Raw genomic sequence first — 13,327 nt, 5'->3', positions numbered from 1 at the left:
ACACTGTCTACTTGACGGCCGACTGGCAACATGATCGATTGTAGCAATATTATAAAAACAGCGGATAATTTGGAAGAGGGTGTCGCGCGGGGCTCGGGGGTTCGGACGGGGGACAAGACACGGCCATGCAGACTTCACGCATGTCATTGCCTATTTCAGAGACTCAACCGTTCGATTTGTCACGGCATCTGGGCGCGGTCCGCCGTTTCCTGATGAAGCGCGCACCGATCGGCGAAGTCGACGACCTCGTCCAGGACGTTGCGCTGCGCATGCAGACCCGCCGTGCGACCGGAACGATCGAGAATATCGATGGCTATCTGTTCCAGGTCGCGCAGAGCGTGCTCACCGATCGCGGCCGACGCGACACCGTGCGGCACCGCGCGGCGCATGACAGCCTGGAAGATTTCCACCATCCCGTTGAGGATCGTTCGCCGGAGCGCGTCTTGCAGGGCAAGGAACATCTCGCGCAGCTGATCGCGGCGATGGGCGACCTGCCCGAGCGTACCCGTCAGGCATTCGTCCTTCATCGCTTCGAGGAAATGAGCTACGCGGCGATCGCCCGACACATGGGCATATCGGTGAGCGCGGTCGAGAAGCATATCATGAAGGCCATCAAGCAACTCGCGGGTTCACTTCTCTGATGACCCTCGCTCCGGTGACGCAAGAGGTCGCAGCGCAGGCTGCGTCATGGTACGCGCGCCTCCATGCCGACGACGCGGCGCCCTCGGACCGTATGGCGTTCAACCGCTGGCTCGCCGCCGATGAGGCGCATCGCGCCGCCTGGGAGGCGCAGACGCACATCGTACGGACGCTCGACGCCGGCCGCGACGACACCGCATTGCTCGCAATGATCGCTGCCGCGCGCGGCACACCCTCGGCCAAGCCAACACGCTGGTGGCCGATGGCCGCCGCGGCCGCGGTCCTCATCGCGCTCGGCGGCACGACGGCCATGATCCTCGACGACCGCATGAATCCGCCACCGACTGAGATTGCGGATATCCGCTACGCGACGCCGGTCGGCGGCCTACGCACGATCACGCTGGCCGATGGAACGGTCATGACGCTCGATGCCGCATCCGCCGTGCGCGTCTCGGCTCCGGGCGCGGTCCGCCGGGTGGCGATCGAACACGGCCAGGCCTTTTTCAAGGTCGCACACGACCCGGCTCATCCCTTCGTCGTAACCGCGGGCGACAACAGCGTGACGGCACTTGGAACCCAGTTCGCAGTTCGGTCGGCACGCGACCGCATCGTCGTGAGCCTGATCGAGGGATCCGTTCGCGTCGATACGCCTGGGATCCATCGCACCACGACGCTGGTCCCCGGCAACGCGTTGACGATCGGCCATGGAGGTTTGCAGCTTGCCGCAGCAGGGGCCGACACCGCAGCAGGTTGGCGGAAGGGAGAACTCACCTTCGACTCGATCCCGCTGAGCGAAGTCGTCGCCGATCTCAACCGTTACTCATCCCAGCGGATCGAACTTGCAGATGCTCGACTTGCGAAGCGCGTCTTCAGCGGCGTGCTGAAAACCGACCAAGGCGGAAGCGCGCTGGTCGACGCGCTATCGGCATACGGGATTGCGCATGTGAGAGCCGAAAACAAAGCGCGCCTCGTCCTCGCGTCCAACTGAAGACCCTTTATCCGCCGTTCAATTTCCTTTGACGGCTTCCGACAACCGGACGTCCATTCATCTCGTCTGCCACTGCTCGCGTTCGGCAAAGATGCGCGTGACTTCTGCCATGTTGTCTGATCCCCAATTGCACAGTGGGACGAGCGCCTCGGCTAGGGTGTGGCCAAGCGGCGTCAGGGTGTAATCCACGCGCGGCGGCACCTCCTGATAATCTTTGCGCGTGACGACGCCATCGGCTTCCAGTTCCTTCAACTGCTGGATCAGCATCTTGTCGCTGACCCCACGCACCGCCCGCTTGAGCGCCCCGTAGCGGTTCGGTCCCCGGATCAGGAAATAGATGATGAGCGGCTTCCACTTTCCCGCGATCACGCGAAGCGTGGCGTCTAAACCGCAAGTGAAGCCATTAGGTGGGTCGGACTCTGCCATCGTTCTTTTCGCCTACTTACCAAAAGGTGCATACTTGCCCGTAGGTAGGTGGACCATCACCTCCACGCCAGTGTGAAACTGGAGACACGACATGAACAGACTCGAAGGCAAGACGGCAGTGATCACGGGCGGCGGGACCGGCATCGGCCTTGCCACGGCGAAGCGCTTCATCGAAGAGGGCGCGTTCGTCTATATCACCGGGCGACGGCAGGAACTGCTCGACATGGCGGTCGCCGAACTGGGGCCGAACGCCCGCGCCGTGCAAGGATCCGTATCCGATCCCGGTGACCTCGAACGGCTGTTCGCGACGGTGAAAGCGGAGCGCGGCTCGCTCGATATCCTCGTCGCCAACGCAGGATTTGGCGAGTTGGCGCCGCTCGGTCAGATCACGCCCGAGCAATATGACCGGGCCTTCGACGTCAACGTGAAGGGCGTTTTGTTCACCGTCCAGTCGGCGCTGCCGTTGATGGGCAAGGGCGGCTCGATCATCCTCACCGGTTCGACGACGGGATCGATGGGAACGCCGAGCTTCAGCATCTACAGCGCGACCAAGGCGGCGGTGCGCAATTTCGCGCGCAGCTGGGCGCAGGACCTGCGCGGGACCGGCATCCGCGTGAACGTGCTGTCGCCGGGGCCGACGCTGACCGAACTCGCCGAGGAAGTGGTCGGCCGAGACGCGATGATCGAGCTGGGGGCCGGAACACCGATCGGCCATGTCGGTGCGCCGTCAGAGATCGCCGGCGTGGCGGCGTTCCTGGCATCGTCGGACAGCAGCTTCATGACGGGAAGCGAAGTGTTCGCGGATGGCGGACTCGCGCAGATCTGATCGCTACCCATAGTTGACGGCCGGAGCGTATGTGCGCTCCGGCCGTCAACTCACTCTACCGCATAGGCTTCGAAACGTCGTTGCGAAGTTCGTCCACGAACAGGCCCGGCTGCTCGAGCGCCGCAAAGTGCCCGCCGCGGTCGGGTTCGTTGAAGTGCAGCAGCGCATCGAAGCGGCTTTCCGCCCAGCGACGCGAAAGGCGCACCTGCTCGCCGGAGAACATGCTGATCCCGGTGGATACAGGCATCTTTGTCTGCGGCATCCCGCCCGACATCATCTCGCGCATGGCTTCCCAGTAGAACCGCGCCGGCCTCGCGCCGGTATTGGGTAGCCAGTAGAGCATGATAATGACGAGGTGGAAGGCGCCCGCCGCCTGCCCCCCATGTGCAACCGTTTCCGCGGCGCGTGGCGTACGGCGGGTTCTGGCGTGAGCGGCAGTTCCAGACTCGATCGAGCTGCCGAGCCGTGCGAACGGAGCTAGCCCTTTGTTTGCCGGAGCCTGCCCGGAGTGTGGCTCGGTGCTGCCACTCCGGCGTGGCCGTGGTGCGTGCCGGCCAGCGCCCACCCCTGGCCGGGAATGAGCCATTCGATGTCCTCGGCAACCAGCGCCAACAGATCCTGTGGATCGTCGCTGCCCATCGCTGCTGAGAAGTCGTTCACGGTCTGGATGTTCTCTTCGATACTCATGGGATCACTCCGTTGCGTACATCCGTGTCGCTCAGTCGAACGTGATCAGGTCCTTGAAGATCAGCCGACCCCATGTGTTGCCGCGCGCCTGGACGAGCAGTCCGCCTTCCGCGAGCCCGCCGAGCTTGATCGGCGCGAAGCCGAGTTTTTCCGCGAGCGCACCGACCTCGGTTGCCGCACTGTCATCGTCGCTCGACAGGAAGACGACGCGCCTACCGCCGTTGACGGCCGGATCCTGCTCGAGAACGCCGGCGACCAGATGGTTGAAGCCCTTGACCAGCTTGGCGCCAGTGAAGGCCTGCGCGACGACCTTGGCAGAGGGTTGCCCGCCCAGTTCGACTCCGTAAGCGTTGGTCACATCGACGATCGTCTTTCCGTGCCAGCCAGGGAGCGCCCTGGCGACATCCGCATGCGCCTCGAACCGCACGGCCAGGAAGATGACGTCCGCCTTGACGGCTTCCGCCAGTGTCTTCGGAATGACCTCGGGACCGATCGCAGCCGCTTCGAATGCGAAGCTTTTGGGCTCGCGCGTGGTTGCGACCGATACGTCTATGCCGCTTCGGGCGAAGGCCTTGGCGAGCGCCTGGCCGACACTGCCGAAGCCGATGATTGCGTAGGTCATGATAGTCTCCTGTGGCGGCCCCTGCTGGGGCTAGGAATTGGATCGTTGTGGCGTGATCAACGGGGGGCACCCGGTCGGACCGTCGGACCGACCGGGCGCCGCGCATCAGATCTGCGCCAGGCCGCCGTCGACGGCGAGTTCGCTGCCGGTCATGAAACCGCTGTCGTCCGATGCGAGAAAGGCGGCCGCCGCGCCGAGTTCTGCCGGATCGCCCATGCGCTGAAACCCCGTCATCGCGCCGTAGGCCTTGAGCCCTTCCTCGCCGAGCGCGGCGGCCGCGAGTTCGGTCGCCACCGCGCCGGGCGACAGCACGTTAACGCGAATGCCGGTGCCCTTGAGGTCCTCGACCCAGCTCCGCGCGAGGTTGCGGACGGCCGCCTTGCTCGCGCTGTAGGTGGTCATCGCCGGCGCACCGGTGGTGCCCGCGCTCGATCCGGTCAGGATGATCGATCCCCCCTTGCCCATCAACGGCAACGCCTTCTCGACCGTGAGGATCGTGCCCTTCACATTGGTGTCGAAGGTTTCGTCGATATGCGCGGCGGTGATCGCGCCGAGCCTGACCATGCTGCCCGTCCCGGCGTTGGCGAAGACGATGTCGAGGGTGCCGCGCTCGGCCTTCACCGCGGCGTACAGCCGGTCGAGATCGGCCTCACGGACGACCGAACCCTGCACGGCGCGGGCGTTGGGGCCGAGTTCGGCGACCGCGACGTCGAGCGCATCCTGGCGGCGGCCGAAGATGAAAACGAAGGCGCCCTCCTCGATGAAGCGCTTGGCAGAGGCGAGGCCGATGCCACTCGCGCCGCCGGTGATCACTGCGGTTTTTCCAGTCAGCCGGGTCATGTCGTGCATCCTTCGTTCGCCATCTCGGGACTTTGGCGGGTTGGGCTCTCCCGTGAACCTGAAGATGGGCGTGGCAAGGTCGGGCGGTCAGTGGCCAATGGCGCACAAGGGTGGTGCGGAAACGATCCGGGCGAACGCGCACACCGACGCGCGACGTGCTATTCGACAAACTCGGAAACCGCGGCACGCGGCGCGAGGATGCACCATGATCGACTGGGACGATGTTCGCTATTTTCTCGCCGCCGCGCGCGAGGGTTCGGTGCGTGCTGCCGCCAAGCATCTGGGGGTGAACCACGCGACCGTGCTGCGACGTATCGCCCAACTCGAACAACGCTTGGGCGCGCAGATGTTCGAAAAGCTACCCTCCGGCTACCGCCTGACAGCGGCGGGCGAAGAGGTCGTCGAGCTCGCGCACCAGATGGAGGCGTCTTCGCACCAGCTGGAGACGCGCGTCCTGGGGCGCGACCAGAGCGTGCGCGGGCTTCTGCGCGTGACGCTGACGCCGATCCTCGCGACCCACCTGCTGATGCCGGACTTCGCCGATTTCGCGCGCCTGCATCCGGAAATCGAGGTGGAAATCCTATCCTCGGGTGAACTCGCGAACCTGACCAACCGGGAGGCCGACGTCGCGATCCGCGTCGTCTACGACCGCAAGACCCTGCCGCTCAATCTGCACGGCCTGAAGGGCCCGGAGCTATATGGCGGCGTCTACATCTCACGCGACCGACTGGCCGCTTCGCGTGCCGGCGTACCCGATCCCCTCCGGTGGATCGTGATAAGTGCTCACGGCGTCCCGGACTGGGCGAGCGAGGGTGAGGTTCGGACAACGGGAGTCCCCTTCCGCACCACCGACGCCGCAGCGCAGATCGCCGCCGTGCGGCAAGGGCTCGGGATCTCCACGCTGCCGTGTTTTGTCGGCGATGCCGATCCGATGTTGGTGCGGGTGCCGGGCACCGAACTGCATTTATACGGCACGGTGTGGCTGCTCACGCAGGGCGAGACCCGCAAGACCAAACGCGTAAGGCTCTTTACCGAGTTCGTGTCGCACAGGCTCGCCGCGCATGCGCCGTTGCTCGCGGGACTGACGGCACCGGTCGACTGACGCCCGGCAGGTCGGCGTTATTGCAGAGGGGAAGGCCACGCCTTCATCGCCGTCCTGGCAATGGCCTGCAGCGTCGCGCGCGAGGCGCCGTCGCGCGCCAGCACCGACATGCCCTGAATCAGCGCCACGACCATTCCGGCAAGCGCGGGTGCATCCGTGTCCGCGGGAAGAGCGCCGTCTGCGATATCGCGCGCGATGCGGGCCGCCAGATCGGAGGCGATAGCTCGGCGGACATCCGCCACGGCGCGCTGGACCTCTTCGGCCGCCGCCGATCCGCTCGCGGTCGCGCTTGCCAGAAGACATCCTCTCGGCGTGTCGTCACCGGTGAAGGCGGCGGCGACCGCGTCGAGCATGTCCGATGCGGCATCGAACGCAGAGGGTGCCCGGTCGATCGTGGCGGCGAACTCCACGGGGTCGCCTGCGTAGAGCCGTACTGCTTCTAGGAAGAGCTGCTTCTTGTCGCCGAATGCGGTGTAGAGGCTCGGCGGGGTGATACCCATCGCCAGGGTTAGGTGGGCGATCGACGAGGTCTCGTACCCATGCCGCCAGAAGACGAGCATCGCCTGTTGCAACGCCGCAGACCGATCGAAGGACAAGGGGCGGCCGGTCTTGCGAGGCGGGGTTCGAAGAGGTTTCATAGTGATCGCTTTGAAACAGGTTGACCGAGGCCCGTGGCCGGGGCATGACCTTTCATAGCGATCAATATGAAAGAAGCCACCTCGATGTCCCTCACCGATTTCCGCATGCTCGGCCGCTCGGGCCTCGTGGTCAGCCCGCTCGCGCTGGGGACGATGACCTTCGGACCCGGCGCCTGGAACGCCGACGAGCAGACCGCACGCGCGCTGTTCGACGCCTACCGCGCAGCGGGCGGCAATTTCATCGACACGGCCGACATCTATTCGGGCGGTGCCAGCGAGCAGCTGGTCGGCAAGTTCATCAGGGACACGCGGGCGCGCGACGAGATCGTGCTGGCGACGAAATTCGCGTTCAACGGCTCGGCCAGCCCGCTGAGCGCGCAGCAAGCCGGCGGCGGCAACCCCAACGCCGGTGGCGCTGGCGCGAAGAACATCCACCGCGCGATCGACGCGTCGCTCACCCGCCTGGGGACGGACTATGTCGATCTCTACTGGATGCACATCTGGGACGGCGTGACGCCGGTCGAGGAGATCATGCAAACGCTAGGCGATCTGGTGCGCGCAGGGAAAATCCGCTATTTCGGCTTTTCGGACATGCCCGCCTGGCTCGCGATGAAGGCCGCGACCATCGCGTCGGAGCGCCGTATTTCCGGGCCGATCGCGATGCAGCTCGAATATTCGCTGGTCGCACGCGATATCGAATCCGAACATGTCCCCGTGGCCCGTGAGGGCGGCATGGGCATCATGCCGTGGAGCCCGCTGGCCGGCGGCTTCCTGTCGGGCAAATACAAGCGCGAGGACACCAGCAAGACCGGTCGTCTCAGCGGTGCGAATCCCTTCGGGGACAGCAAGTTCGCCGACCGAAACTGGGATATCCTGGACGTGCTGAAAACGGTTGCGGGGGAGCTCGACCGTCCTGCCGCGCAGGTCGCACTGGCATGGGTGATGGCGCGTCCGGGCATAACCTCGACGCTGATCGGGGCGACGCGGCAGGACCAGCTGGAGAGCAATATCGCGGCAACCGGGATTTCGCTGAGCGATGAGCAGATGCGCCGTCTCGATGAGGCGAGCAAGCCCGCCTCCAATTTCAGCGCATCGCTGGTCACGCCCCAGATCCGCCGGATGATCTTCGGCGGTCGGGACGTCACCGGCTGGGGCGAATAGGCGGCTCCGGGGATAGCCACCGGCCGCGCCTAGATGTGATGAACCGTGTCTCTCCCAGGATACGGTCGCCGCCAGCAGATAGCAGCCGGCGAGTTCACGCGAATTGTGCGAAGTCAGGCGCGCGGCGCTGCGCGAACGCGGCGAAGGCCTCTTTCGCCTCGAAGCTTTGGAGGCGCTGGACGAACTCTCGACCTTCGACGTCCATGTGCGCGGTTACGGTCGCTGCGTCGCGCATCAGGCGTTTGGTAGCCTGCACGGCACCGGCGGGCTGGCTGGCGATACGCGCCGCGACCGCTTCGATGGCGCTTATCAGATCCTGAAGGGGAACGACCGCGTTCGCGAGCCCCCATGTCACGGCATCCCGCGCACCGACGACCTCGCCCAGCGCGAGCATCGCGAAGGCACGGAGATGGCCGATGCGCGCCGGCAGGAGCATGCTCGAAGCCGCCTCCGGCACCAGCCCGAGACTGACGAACGGGGTGGAAAGCCCGACATCCTCGGCCAGGACGACGTAGTCGCAGTGGAGCAGCATCGTCGTTCCCACGCCGACGGCCCTGCCCTGCACGGCAGCGATCAAGGGTTTCTCGATTTCCGCGATGGTGCGGATGAAGCGACCGACGTTGCGCAAGCCGTCGCTGGGCCCGGCCGAGGCGAACTCGGCCAGGTCGTTGCCGGCGGTGAACGCGTCCCCTGCGCCTTGGATGACGATCACCCGCACGGTCCTGTCGGTCCGAGCTCCCGAGATCGCGTCGGCGAGTGCGCCGTACATATCGTTGGTCAGCGCGTTCTTCTTGTCGGGGCGGTTCATGACGAGCGTCAGCACGCCATCCTTTTTGGTCACTATGACATGGTCGGTCATGCTCATCTCTCCTTGGGAAACTTTGTGCGGGCGGCTTCCAGCCAGCGTTCGACGATAGCGAGTTCGGCGTGGTCGAAGCCTTCGCAGAGGCGGTCGTTCAACAATCGTGCCGATCGCAGGGCTTCTGACCGCACGGTCTTGCCAGCCTCCGTCAGAGCGATGTTCCAGGCCCGCTTGTCGGCGGGATCCGGCCGACGTTCGACGAGGCCGTCATCGGCCATGCGGTCGAGAAGGCCCGAGAGCGCAGGTGCGCCGAGATCAAGTTGGGCGCCAAGCTGCTTCATCGGCACGCCTTGGCCGTTGGTCGTGAGTGCCATGAGCAGGCCCGCTCGTGCGGACGTTCGTCCATCCGCGTCGGCCTGAACGGCCGCCTGGACGCGGCGATGCGCGACGTTCAGCAGGTAGATGAACCTCGGCCGTCGCCCGGCTGCCGGAACCTTGCTGTCATTTCCTGTCAACGCATCGCCTCACCATAGCTTCGCATACGAAGTATGTACTTCGTATGCGAACTTCAATGGCAAGGATCGTTCGTAGGCAGCTATCGCATCCGGCGGCAGCGCCGGTCCGGGCACGAGAGGGCGGCGCTCAGTCCGTGCACTATACCGCGTCTGCCCGGACGGTGCCGCCAATCCAGCACCCGGTGACCGCAGTACCCTCGCGCGCGAAACGAACACTGATCTCCGACGGATGGCCCATCGCCCGCACCCGCAGCGGGGAGGCGTGAGTGGAGATTCTACCGCTCTCGAGCAGACCGAATGCGAGTGCCGCCGCCGCGATCCCGGTTGCCGCGTCTTCGGGGTATCCGGAGGATCCTCGCAAAGGGCGGACGGCTCGACGCCTATTTCGCCGCCGACGCCGCCGGCGCCAAGGCGCGCGTGTCGACCTTCCTCGACAGCCTCGGGTTGCGCCCGCTCGATGTCGGCGGCCTTCACATGGCGCACACGCTCGAGGCGCTTGGTCTCATGATGATCGGTCTGGCCAAGAACGGTGCTGGCAGCTGGGACATCGCCATGAACGTGGAGACCGGTTGAGCCTGAGCTCTTCCCTCAACCGACCTGATCCGGCAGGCAGCTCTGCCCGCTCGGGTCAGGCCGTGTAGGCTGCCGGGATCGGGTCTGCTGAACTACGGGCGGCTCCCGCTACGGATGGTTTCGACATTTGGCGGGCTTGTAAGAGTGCACCAGCAATTGCCGTACGACGCGCCTCCTCCCCGCGCCCGAGCCCTTCGGCAACGATGACCTCGACGTCCGCGCCGACGAAGCTGAAGATTGAGCGCAGCAGCGTTTCGGCATGCTCGTACGCCGCGTAGGGTGAGCCCTCGCCATAAACGTTGCCGCGGGCGAGCGCGATGATCACGCGCTTGCCCATGGCAAGGCCGACCGGACCGTTCTCGCCATAGGTGAAAGTCCTGCCCTTCACGGCGATGCGATCGACCCAGGCTTTCAGTTGGCTGGGAATTGAGAAATTGTAGAACCCCGCGCCGATCACGACGATGTCGGCGTCGAGGAACTGCTGCACGTCCTCGCCGCTATCCAGCGCCAGAAAGGCATCGAGTGTCATGTGTGGGATCGGTTCGGCAGTGAGGTCGCGATAGGTGACCTCCAGGGTCGGATCGGTTTCCCGGAAGCGCTCGACCACGGCGGCGGAAATGGCGCGGCTCGCCGATCCCTGGCCCATGATGCTGGAATCGAGATGAAGAAGCTTCATTGATTGTCTCCGGTCTGGATTTGTGACCAGGAGCAGGTATGTGACCGAAGGCGACGCGCCAAGGACGCATATTTTTAGGACTAGGTCACATGGATATGCCTGCCACTCCGGGCATCAGCCCCGACTGCCGCCGAATGACCAGCGTGCTCTCCCTGGTCGGCGACAAGTGGACTGTGATGATCGTCATGGTGCTTGTGGAGCGTCCGCGTCGCTTCAACGACATGAAACGCACGATCGGCGGCATCTCGCAGCAGATGCTGACCCGAACGCTGAAAGCCCTCAATCGCGACGGGATGGTCAGCCGGACAGTGCATCCCACCGTGCCCCCTCAAGTCGAATATGCGCTGACAGAACTAGGGTATTCGCTGTCGGAGCCACTTCGCGCCCTAGGGACTTGGGCCGGAAGGCATCTTGAGCTGATCGACGAAAACCGCCTGCGGTATGACATGGCCGGGAATGCCGGAACCGACGTAACTGCGCGCGCGGCAAGATCATAGCAGCTGCTGGGCGTCCCGCTTTGTTGCGGGGGAGACCTACAAGCGGACGTTCCCGGTAACGTTTACGCGACCCAGCTTTGGACGTTCGTTGACGGTGAGGGTTCTCGCGTAGGTTGATCATCTTTGGTGATCCGACGCGCATGAAGGGATCTTTGGTAGCGAGGGGCAGTGCTCTTGGACGAGCCGCTGATCCTGCAATTGCCGGGATCCCGTTAACGCGGCCTCGCCAATCGAGACGGCGCGTAATAAGCCTCGGCTATGCGCATCGCCATCATCGACACGAGTACCACGCGTGCCGCGATCATTTCGGACGGTCTGCGCGAGGCGGGGCTCGACGATATCGTGGTGATCGATGGAACGATCGGGATGGTTGCCGCCCTGGAGAAAGCCGCGCCGGAAGTGGTGCTGATCAACCTCGAGAATCCCAGTCGCGACGTGCTAGAGGAGTTTTTTGCGGTATCGCGCGCGCTCGCCCGTCCGATCGCGATGTTCGTCGACCAGAGCGATGCGGAATCCACCGCGGCCGCGGTCGATGCCGGCGTCTCGGCCTATATCGTCGACGGGCTCGCCAAACAGCGGATCAAGCCTGTCATCGACCTCGCCATCCGGCGGTTCCAGGCGTTCGCACGGCTGCAGGCAGAGTTGCACGAAGCCCGAAGCGCGCTGGCCGATCGCACCACCGTCGACCGCGCCAAGGCGATCCTGATGAAACGCCGCGGTATCGACGAGCCGACCGCCTACGGACTGCTCCGCGCGCAGGCGATGCGGTCCAACCGCCGGATCGCGGAGATTGCCGACGCGATCATCACCAGCGACGCACTGATGGGAGATTTGTGATGGCGCTCGACCGGGTCCGCATCGGGTTCCTGCCGCTGGTCGATGCCGCGCTGCCGATCCTGGCGCGCGAACTGGGGTTTGCCGAGGCCGAGGGGCTGGCGATCGAACTGGTTCGCGACATGACCTGGGCGACGGTGCGCGATCGGTTGCTCTACGGTCATACCGATGCCGCGCACATGGTTGCACCGCTGGCGATCGCGACCGCGCTGGGGCGTGGCCGACCGGCGGTGCCGATGGCCGTGCCGTTCGTGCTGGGGCTCAACGGCAATGCGATCACGCTGTCGCTGCCGCTCGCGGCGCAAGTGATGGACGGCGATACGCTCGGCGATCCGGTGATCCTGGGCGCCCGGCTGAAGACGGTCGCGGCCGAGCGTCTCGCGGCAGGGCGGCGGCTGCGGTTCGGCGTTGTGCACCGGTATTCGAGCCATAATTACATGCTGCGTTATTGGCTGGCGGCGGTGGGCATCCGGCCGGATACCGATGTCGAGATCGTCACGACCAGCCCGACCTTCGCCGCCGATGCGCTGGCCGCGGGCGAAGTCGACGGCATCTGCGTCGGCGAGCCTTGGAACGGTGTCGCGGTCGATCGCGGCGTCGGGCGGATCGCGCTGGTCACCGCGCAGGTATGGCGGCGCGGCGTCGAGAAGGTGCTGGCGATGCGCGCAGCGACGCTGGACGAGCGCGGCGACGTCGTCCACCGACTGGTCCGCGCGCTGCACGCCGCCGCTGCGCATTTCGTCGATCCGGCGACGCGCGGGGAGAATGCGGCGATCCTGTCTCGCGCGGAATATCTGGATGCGCCGGTCGATGCGGTGTCGCGGGCGATCGGCGACCGGGTGCGGCTCGTGAAGGATGCCGCGCCGATCCACGTCCCCGACTTCATGTTCCAGTACCGCGAGGCGGCGAACTTCCCGTGGCGGAGCCAGGCGGCGTGGCTGTATTCGCAGATGGTGCGGTGGGATGGCATGCCGTTCTCAGCCGAGGAGGCGAAGGTCGCGCAGGGGGTGTTCCGGCCTGACATTTATCGCGCGGCGCTAGCGGGATCGGGGGCGCCGCTCCCGAATGCGAGTTCGAAGCTGGAAGGAGCGATCGGTGCGGACGGAATCGGCGCGGGCTCGACTCAGGGGCGGTTGATCCTGGGGCGAGATGCGTTTTTCGATCGGCGGGCGTTCGATCCGGACGATATCGAGGGATATTTGGCCGGGTTGCCGTAAAGGCGAGCGCGCTCCGTCACCCCGGACTTGTTCCGGGGTCCACCGTTCCGCACGCTACATCCTATCGATCTTGTGGCACCGTGGATGCCGGAACAAGCCCGGCATGACGGAGTGGCTGACGACGGGCTCACGGCCAAATCTGCTGCATCTGCGAAATGACACTTGCGCAATGGGGCCGGTTCGGTCATCTTCGGATTGTCCGGCAAGGGAGTCGGGCACGAAATCATCGCGAGACCGGTTCCAACGAAGGGACCCGACCGCGTAGGATGATCATCGATCATCCA

At 65.2% G+C, this 13,327-nt stretch carries 18 protein-coding genes; 9 read left to right on the top strand and 9 right to left on the bottom strand.

The features are described from left to right. Positions 1–176: 176 nt before the first annotated feature. Together AC1MLZ_RS18230 and AC1MLZ_RS18225 are read left to right on the top strand one after the other, a co-directional pair. A complete protein-coding gene (locus AC1MLZ_RS18230) occupies positions 177–641 on the top strand; it encodes an RNA polymerase sigma factor (RefSeq protein WP_480959722.1) in 465 nt (154 codons plus the stop codon). Then, positions 641–1,627, top strand: a complete 987-nt coding sequence (locus tag AC1MLZ_RS18225; RefSeq protein ID WP_480959721.1) for a FecR family protein — start codon at positions 641–643, stop codon at positions 1,625–1,627. The genes AC1MLZ_RS18230 and AC1MLZ_RS18225 overlap by 1 nt, the downstream gene beginning before the upstream one ends. 57 nt (positions 1,628–1,684) lie before the next feature. Here the strand turns inward: AC1MLZ_RS18225 and AC1MLZ_RS18220 are convergent, their stop codons facing one another. Then, positions 1,685–2,053, bottom strand: a complete 369-nt coding sequence (locus AC1MLZ_RS18220; RefSeq protein ID WP_480959720.1) for a winged helix-turn-helix transcriptional regulator — start codon at positions 2,051–2,053, stop codon at positions 1,685–1,687. A gap of 91 nt (positions 2,054–2,144) precedes the next feature. Here AC1MLZ_RS18220 and AC1MLZ_RS18215 point away from each other — a divergent pair, with 91 nt between their 5' ends. Continuing rightward, on the top strand, positions 2,145–2,879 hold the full coding sequence (locus tag AC1MLZ_RS18215) for an SDR family NAD(P)-dependent oxidoreductase (protein WP_480959719.1): 735 nt from the start codon (positions 2,145–2,147) through the stop codon (positions 2,877–2,879). A 55-nt stretch (positions 2,880–2,934) separates the two neighbouring features. Here AC1MLZ_RS18215 and AC1MLZ_RS18210 read toward each other — a convergent pair whose 3' ends face one another. The 4 genes from AC1MLZ_RS18210 to AC1MLZ_RS18195 all read right to left on the bottom strand — a co-directional run bounded on the left by AC1MLZ_RS18210 (position 2,935) and on the right by AC1MLZ_RS18195 (position 5,028). Continuing rightward, positions 2,935–3,222: a hypothetical protein gene (locus AC1MLZ_RS18210; protein WP_480959718.1), complete on the bottom strand. Its 288-nt coding sequence runs from the start codon at positions 3,220–3,222 to the stop codon at positions 2,935–2,937. Positions 3,223–3,356: 134 nt separating this feature from the next. After that, positions 3,357–3,566: a nuclear transport factor 2 family protein gene (locus AC1MLZ_RS18205; protein ID WP_480959717.1), complete on the bottom strand. Its 210-nt coding sequence runs from the start codon at positions 3,564–3,566 to the stop codon at positions 3,357–3,359. A gap of 31 nt (positions 3,567–3,597) precedes the next feature. After that, on the bottom strand, positions 3,598–4,188 hold the full coding sequence (locus tag AC1MLZ_RS18200; RefSeq protein ID WP_480959716.1) for an NADPH-dependent F420 reductase: 591 nt from the start codon (positions 4,186–4,188) through the stop codon (positions 3,598–3,600). 105 nt (positions 4,189–4,293) lie between these two features. Continuing rightward, on the bottom strand, positions 4,294–5,028 hold the full coding sequence (locus AC1MLZ_RS18195; protein ID WP_480959715.1) for an SDR family NAD(P)-dependent oxidoreductase: 735 nt from the start codon (positions 5,026–5,028) through the stop codon (positions 4,294–4,296). Positions 5,029–5,233: 205 nt separating this feature from the next. Here AC1MLZ_RS18195 and AC1MLZ_RS18190 point away from each other — a divergent pair, with 205 nt between their 5' ends. Continuing rightward, positions 5,234–6,130: a LysR family transcriptional regulator gene (locus AC1MLZ_RS18190; protein WP_480959714.1), complete on the top strand. Its 897-nt coding sequence runs from the start codon at positions 5,234–5,236 to the stop codon at positions 6,128–6,130. A 17-nt stretch (positions 6,131–6,147) separates the two neighbouring features. On the opposite strand, the gene AC1MLZ_RS18185 is transcribed toward AC1MLZ_RS18190, so the two are convergent. After that, positions 6,148–6,768: a TetR/AcrR family transcriptional regulator gene (locus AC1MLZ_RS18185; protein WP_480959713.1), complete on the bottom strand. Its 621-nt coding sequence runs from the start codon at positions 6,766–6,768 to the stop codon at positions 6,148–6,150. A gap of 66 nt (positions 6,769–6,834) precedes the next feature. On the opposite strand from AC1MLZ_RS18185, the gene AC1MLZ_RS18180 reads away from it, so the two are divergent. Next, entirely contained in the window at positions 6,835–7,929 is a 1,095-nt protein-coding gene (locus AC1MLZ_RS18180) for an aldo/keto reductase (RefSeq protein ID WP_480959712.1), read from the top strand. A gap of 94 nt (positions 7,930–8,023) precedes the next feature. On the opposite strand, the gene AC1MLZ_RS18175 is transcribed toward AC1MLZ_RS18180, so the two are convergent. Both AC1MLZ_RS18175 and AC1MLZ_RS18170 read right to left on the bottom strand, forming a co-directional pair. Beyond that, complete coding sequence (locus AC1MLZ_RS18175; protein WP_480959711.1) at positions 8,024–8,788, bottom strand: enoyl-CoA hydratase-related protein; 765 nt, start codon at positions 8,786–8,788, stop codon at positions 8,024–8,026. 2 nt (positions 8,789–8,790) lie between these two features. Then, complete coding sequence (locus AC1MLZ_RS18170; protein ID WP_480959710.1) at positions 8,791–9,246, bottom strand: MarR family winged helix-turn-helix transcriptional regulator; 456 nt, start codon at positions 9,244–9,246, stop codon at positions 8,791–8,793. 324 nt (positions 9,247–9,570) lie between these two features. Between AC1MLZ_RS18170 and AC1MLZ_RS18165 the strand changes: the two genes are divergently transcribed. Next, positions 9,571–9,819 (top strand): hypothetical protein, encoded by a 249-nt coding sequence (locus tag AC1MLZ_RS18165; protein WP_480959709.1) that lies wholly within the window; start codon positions 9,571–9,573, stop codon positions 9,817–9,819. 55 nt (positions 9,820–9,874) lie between these two features. Here AC1MLZ_RS18165 and AC1MLZ_RS18160 read toward each other — a convergent pair whose 3' ends face one another. Next, positions 9,875–10,465, bottom strand: a complete 591-nt coding sequence (locus AC1MLZ_RS18160; RefSeq protein ID WP_480959708.1) for an FMN-dependent NADH-azoreductase — start codon at positions 10,463–10,465, stop codon at positions 9,875–9,877. Positions 10,466–10,584: 119 nt separating this feature from the next. Between AC1MLZ_RS18160 and AC1MLZ_RS18155 the strand changes: the two genes are divergently transcribed. From AC1MLZ_RS18155 to AC1MLZ_RS18145, 3 genes are all read left to right on the top strand, one after another. Next, the gene (locus AC1MLZ_RS18155) at positions 10,585–10,992 is read left to right on the top strand and encodes a winged helix-turn-helix transcriptional regulator (protein ID WP_480959707.1); all 408 of its coding nucleotides are present in this window, start codon (positions 10,585–10,587) and stop codon (positions 10,990–10,992) included. A 258-nt stretch (positions 10,993–11,250) separates the two neighbouring features. Further along, a complete protein-coding gene (locus AC1MLZ_RS18150; RefSeq protein ID WP_192008133.1) occupies positions 11,251–11,829 on the top strand; it encodes an ANTAR domain-containing response regulator in 579 nt (192 codons plus the stop codon). Beyond that, positions 11,829–13,043 (top strand): CmpA/NrtA family ABC transporter substrate-binding protein, encoded by a 1,215-nt coding sequence (locus tag AC1MLZ_RS18145; RefSeq protein ID WP_480959706.1) that lies wholly within the window; start codon positions 11,829–11,831, stop codon positions 13,041–13,043. Before AC1MLZ_RS18150 ends, AC1MLZ_RS18145 begins: the two co-directional genes overlap by 1 nt. Positions 13,044–13,327 lie beyond the last annotated feature (284 nt).

The organism is Sphingomonas sp. PEI4, from assembly GCF_056679955.1.
This window is presented reverse-complemented; position numbering and strand designations above follow the sequence as displayed.

What these genes read in the sequence shown, in the direction of transcription:
- AC1MLZ_RS18180 (WP_480959712.1), top strand. Translation starts at nt 6,835, where the DNA reads ATGAAAGAAGCCACCTCGATGTCCCTCACCGATTTCCGCATGCTCGGC.
- AC1MLZ_RS18190 (WP_480959714.1), top strand. Translation starts at nt 5,234, where the DNA reads ATGATCGACTGGGACGATGTTCGCTATTTTCTCGCCGCCGCGCGCGAG.
- AC1MLZ_RS18205 (WP_480959717.1), bottom strand. Translation starts at nt 3,566, where the DNA reads ATGAGTATCGAAGAGAACATCCAGACCGTGAACGACTTCTCAGCAGCG.
- AC1MLZ_RS18175 (WP_480959711.1), bottom strand. Translation starts at nt 8,788, where the DNA reads ATGACCGACCATGTCATAGTGACCAAAAAGGATGGCGTGCTGACGCTC.
- AC1MLZ_RS18215 (WP_480959719.1), top strand. Translation starts at nt 2,145, where the DNA reads ATGAACAGACTCGAAGGCAAGACGGCAGTGATCACGGGCGGCGGGACC.
- AC1MLZ_RS18195 (WP_480959715.1), bottom strand. Translation starts at nt 5,028, where the DNA reads ATGACCCGGCTGACTGGAAAAACCGCAGTGATCACCGGCGGCGCGAGT.
- AC1MLZ_RS18160 (WP_480959708.1), bottom strand. Translation starts at nt 10,465, where the DNA reads ATGGGCCAGGGATCGGCGAGCCGCGCCATTTCCGCCGCCGTGGTCGAG.
- AC1MLZ_RS18185 (WP_480959713.1), bottom strand. Translation starts at nt 6,768, where the DNA reads ATGAAACCTCTTCGAACCCCGCCTCGCAAGACCGGCCGCCCCTTGTCC.
- AC1MLZ_RS18155 (WP_480959707.1), top strand. Translation starts at nt 10,585, where the DNA reads ATGGATATGCCTGCCACTCCGGGCATCAGCCCCGACTGCCGCCGAATG.
- AC1MLZ_RS18220 (WP_480959720.1), bottom strand. Translation starts at nt 2,053, where the DNA reads ATGGCAGAGTCCGACCCACCTAATGGCTTCACTTGCGGTTTAGACGCC.
- AC1MLZ_RS18150 (WP_192008133.1), top strand. Translation starts at nt 11,251, where the DNA reads ATGCGCATCGCCATCATCGACACGAGTACCACGCGTGCCGCGATCATT.
- AC1MLZ_RS18210 (WP_480959718.1), bottom strand. Translation starts at nt 3,222, where the DNA reads ATGCTCTACTGGCTACCCAATACCGGCGCGAGGCCGGCGCGGTTCTAC.
- AC1MLZ_RS18200 (WP_480959716.1), bottom strand. Translation starts at nt 4,188, where the DNA reads ATGACCTACGCAATCATCGGCTTCGGCAGTGTCGGCCAGGCGCTCGCC.
- AC1MLZ_RS18145 (WP_480959706.1), top strand. Translation starts at nt 11,829, where the DNA reads ATGGCGCTCGACCGGGTCCGCATCGGGTTCCTGCCGCTGGTCGATGCC.
- AC1MLZ_RS18225 (WP_480959721.1), top strand. Translation starts at nt 641, where the DNA reads ATGACCCTCGCTCCGGTGACGCAAGAGGTCGCAGCGCAGGCTGCGTCA.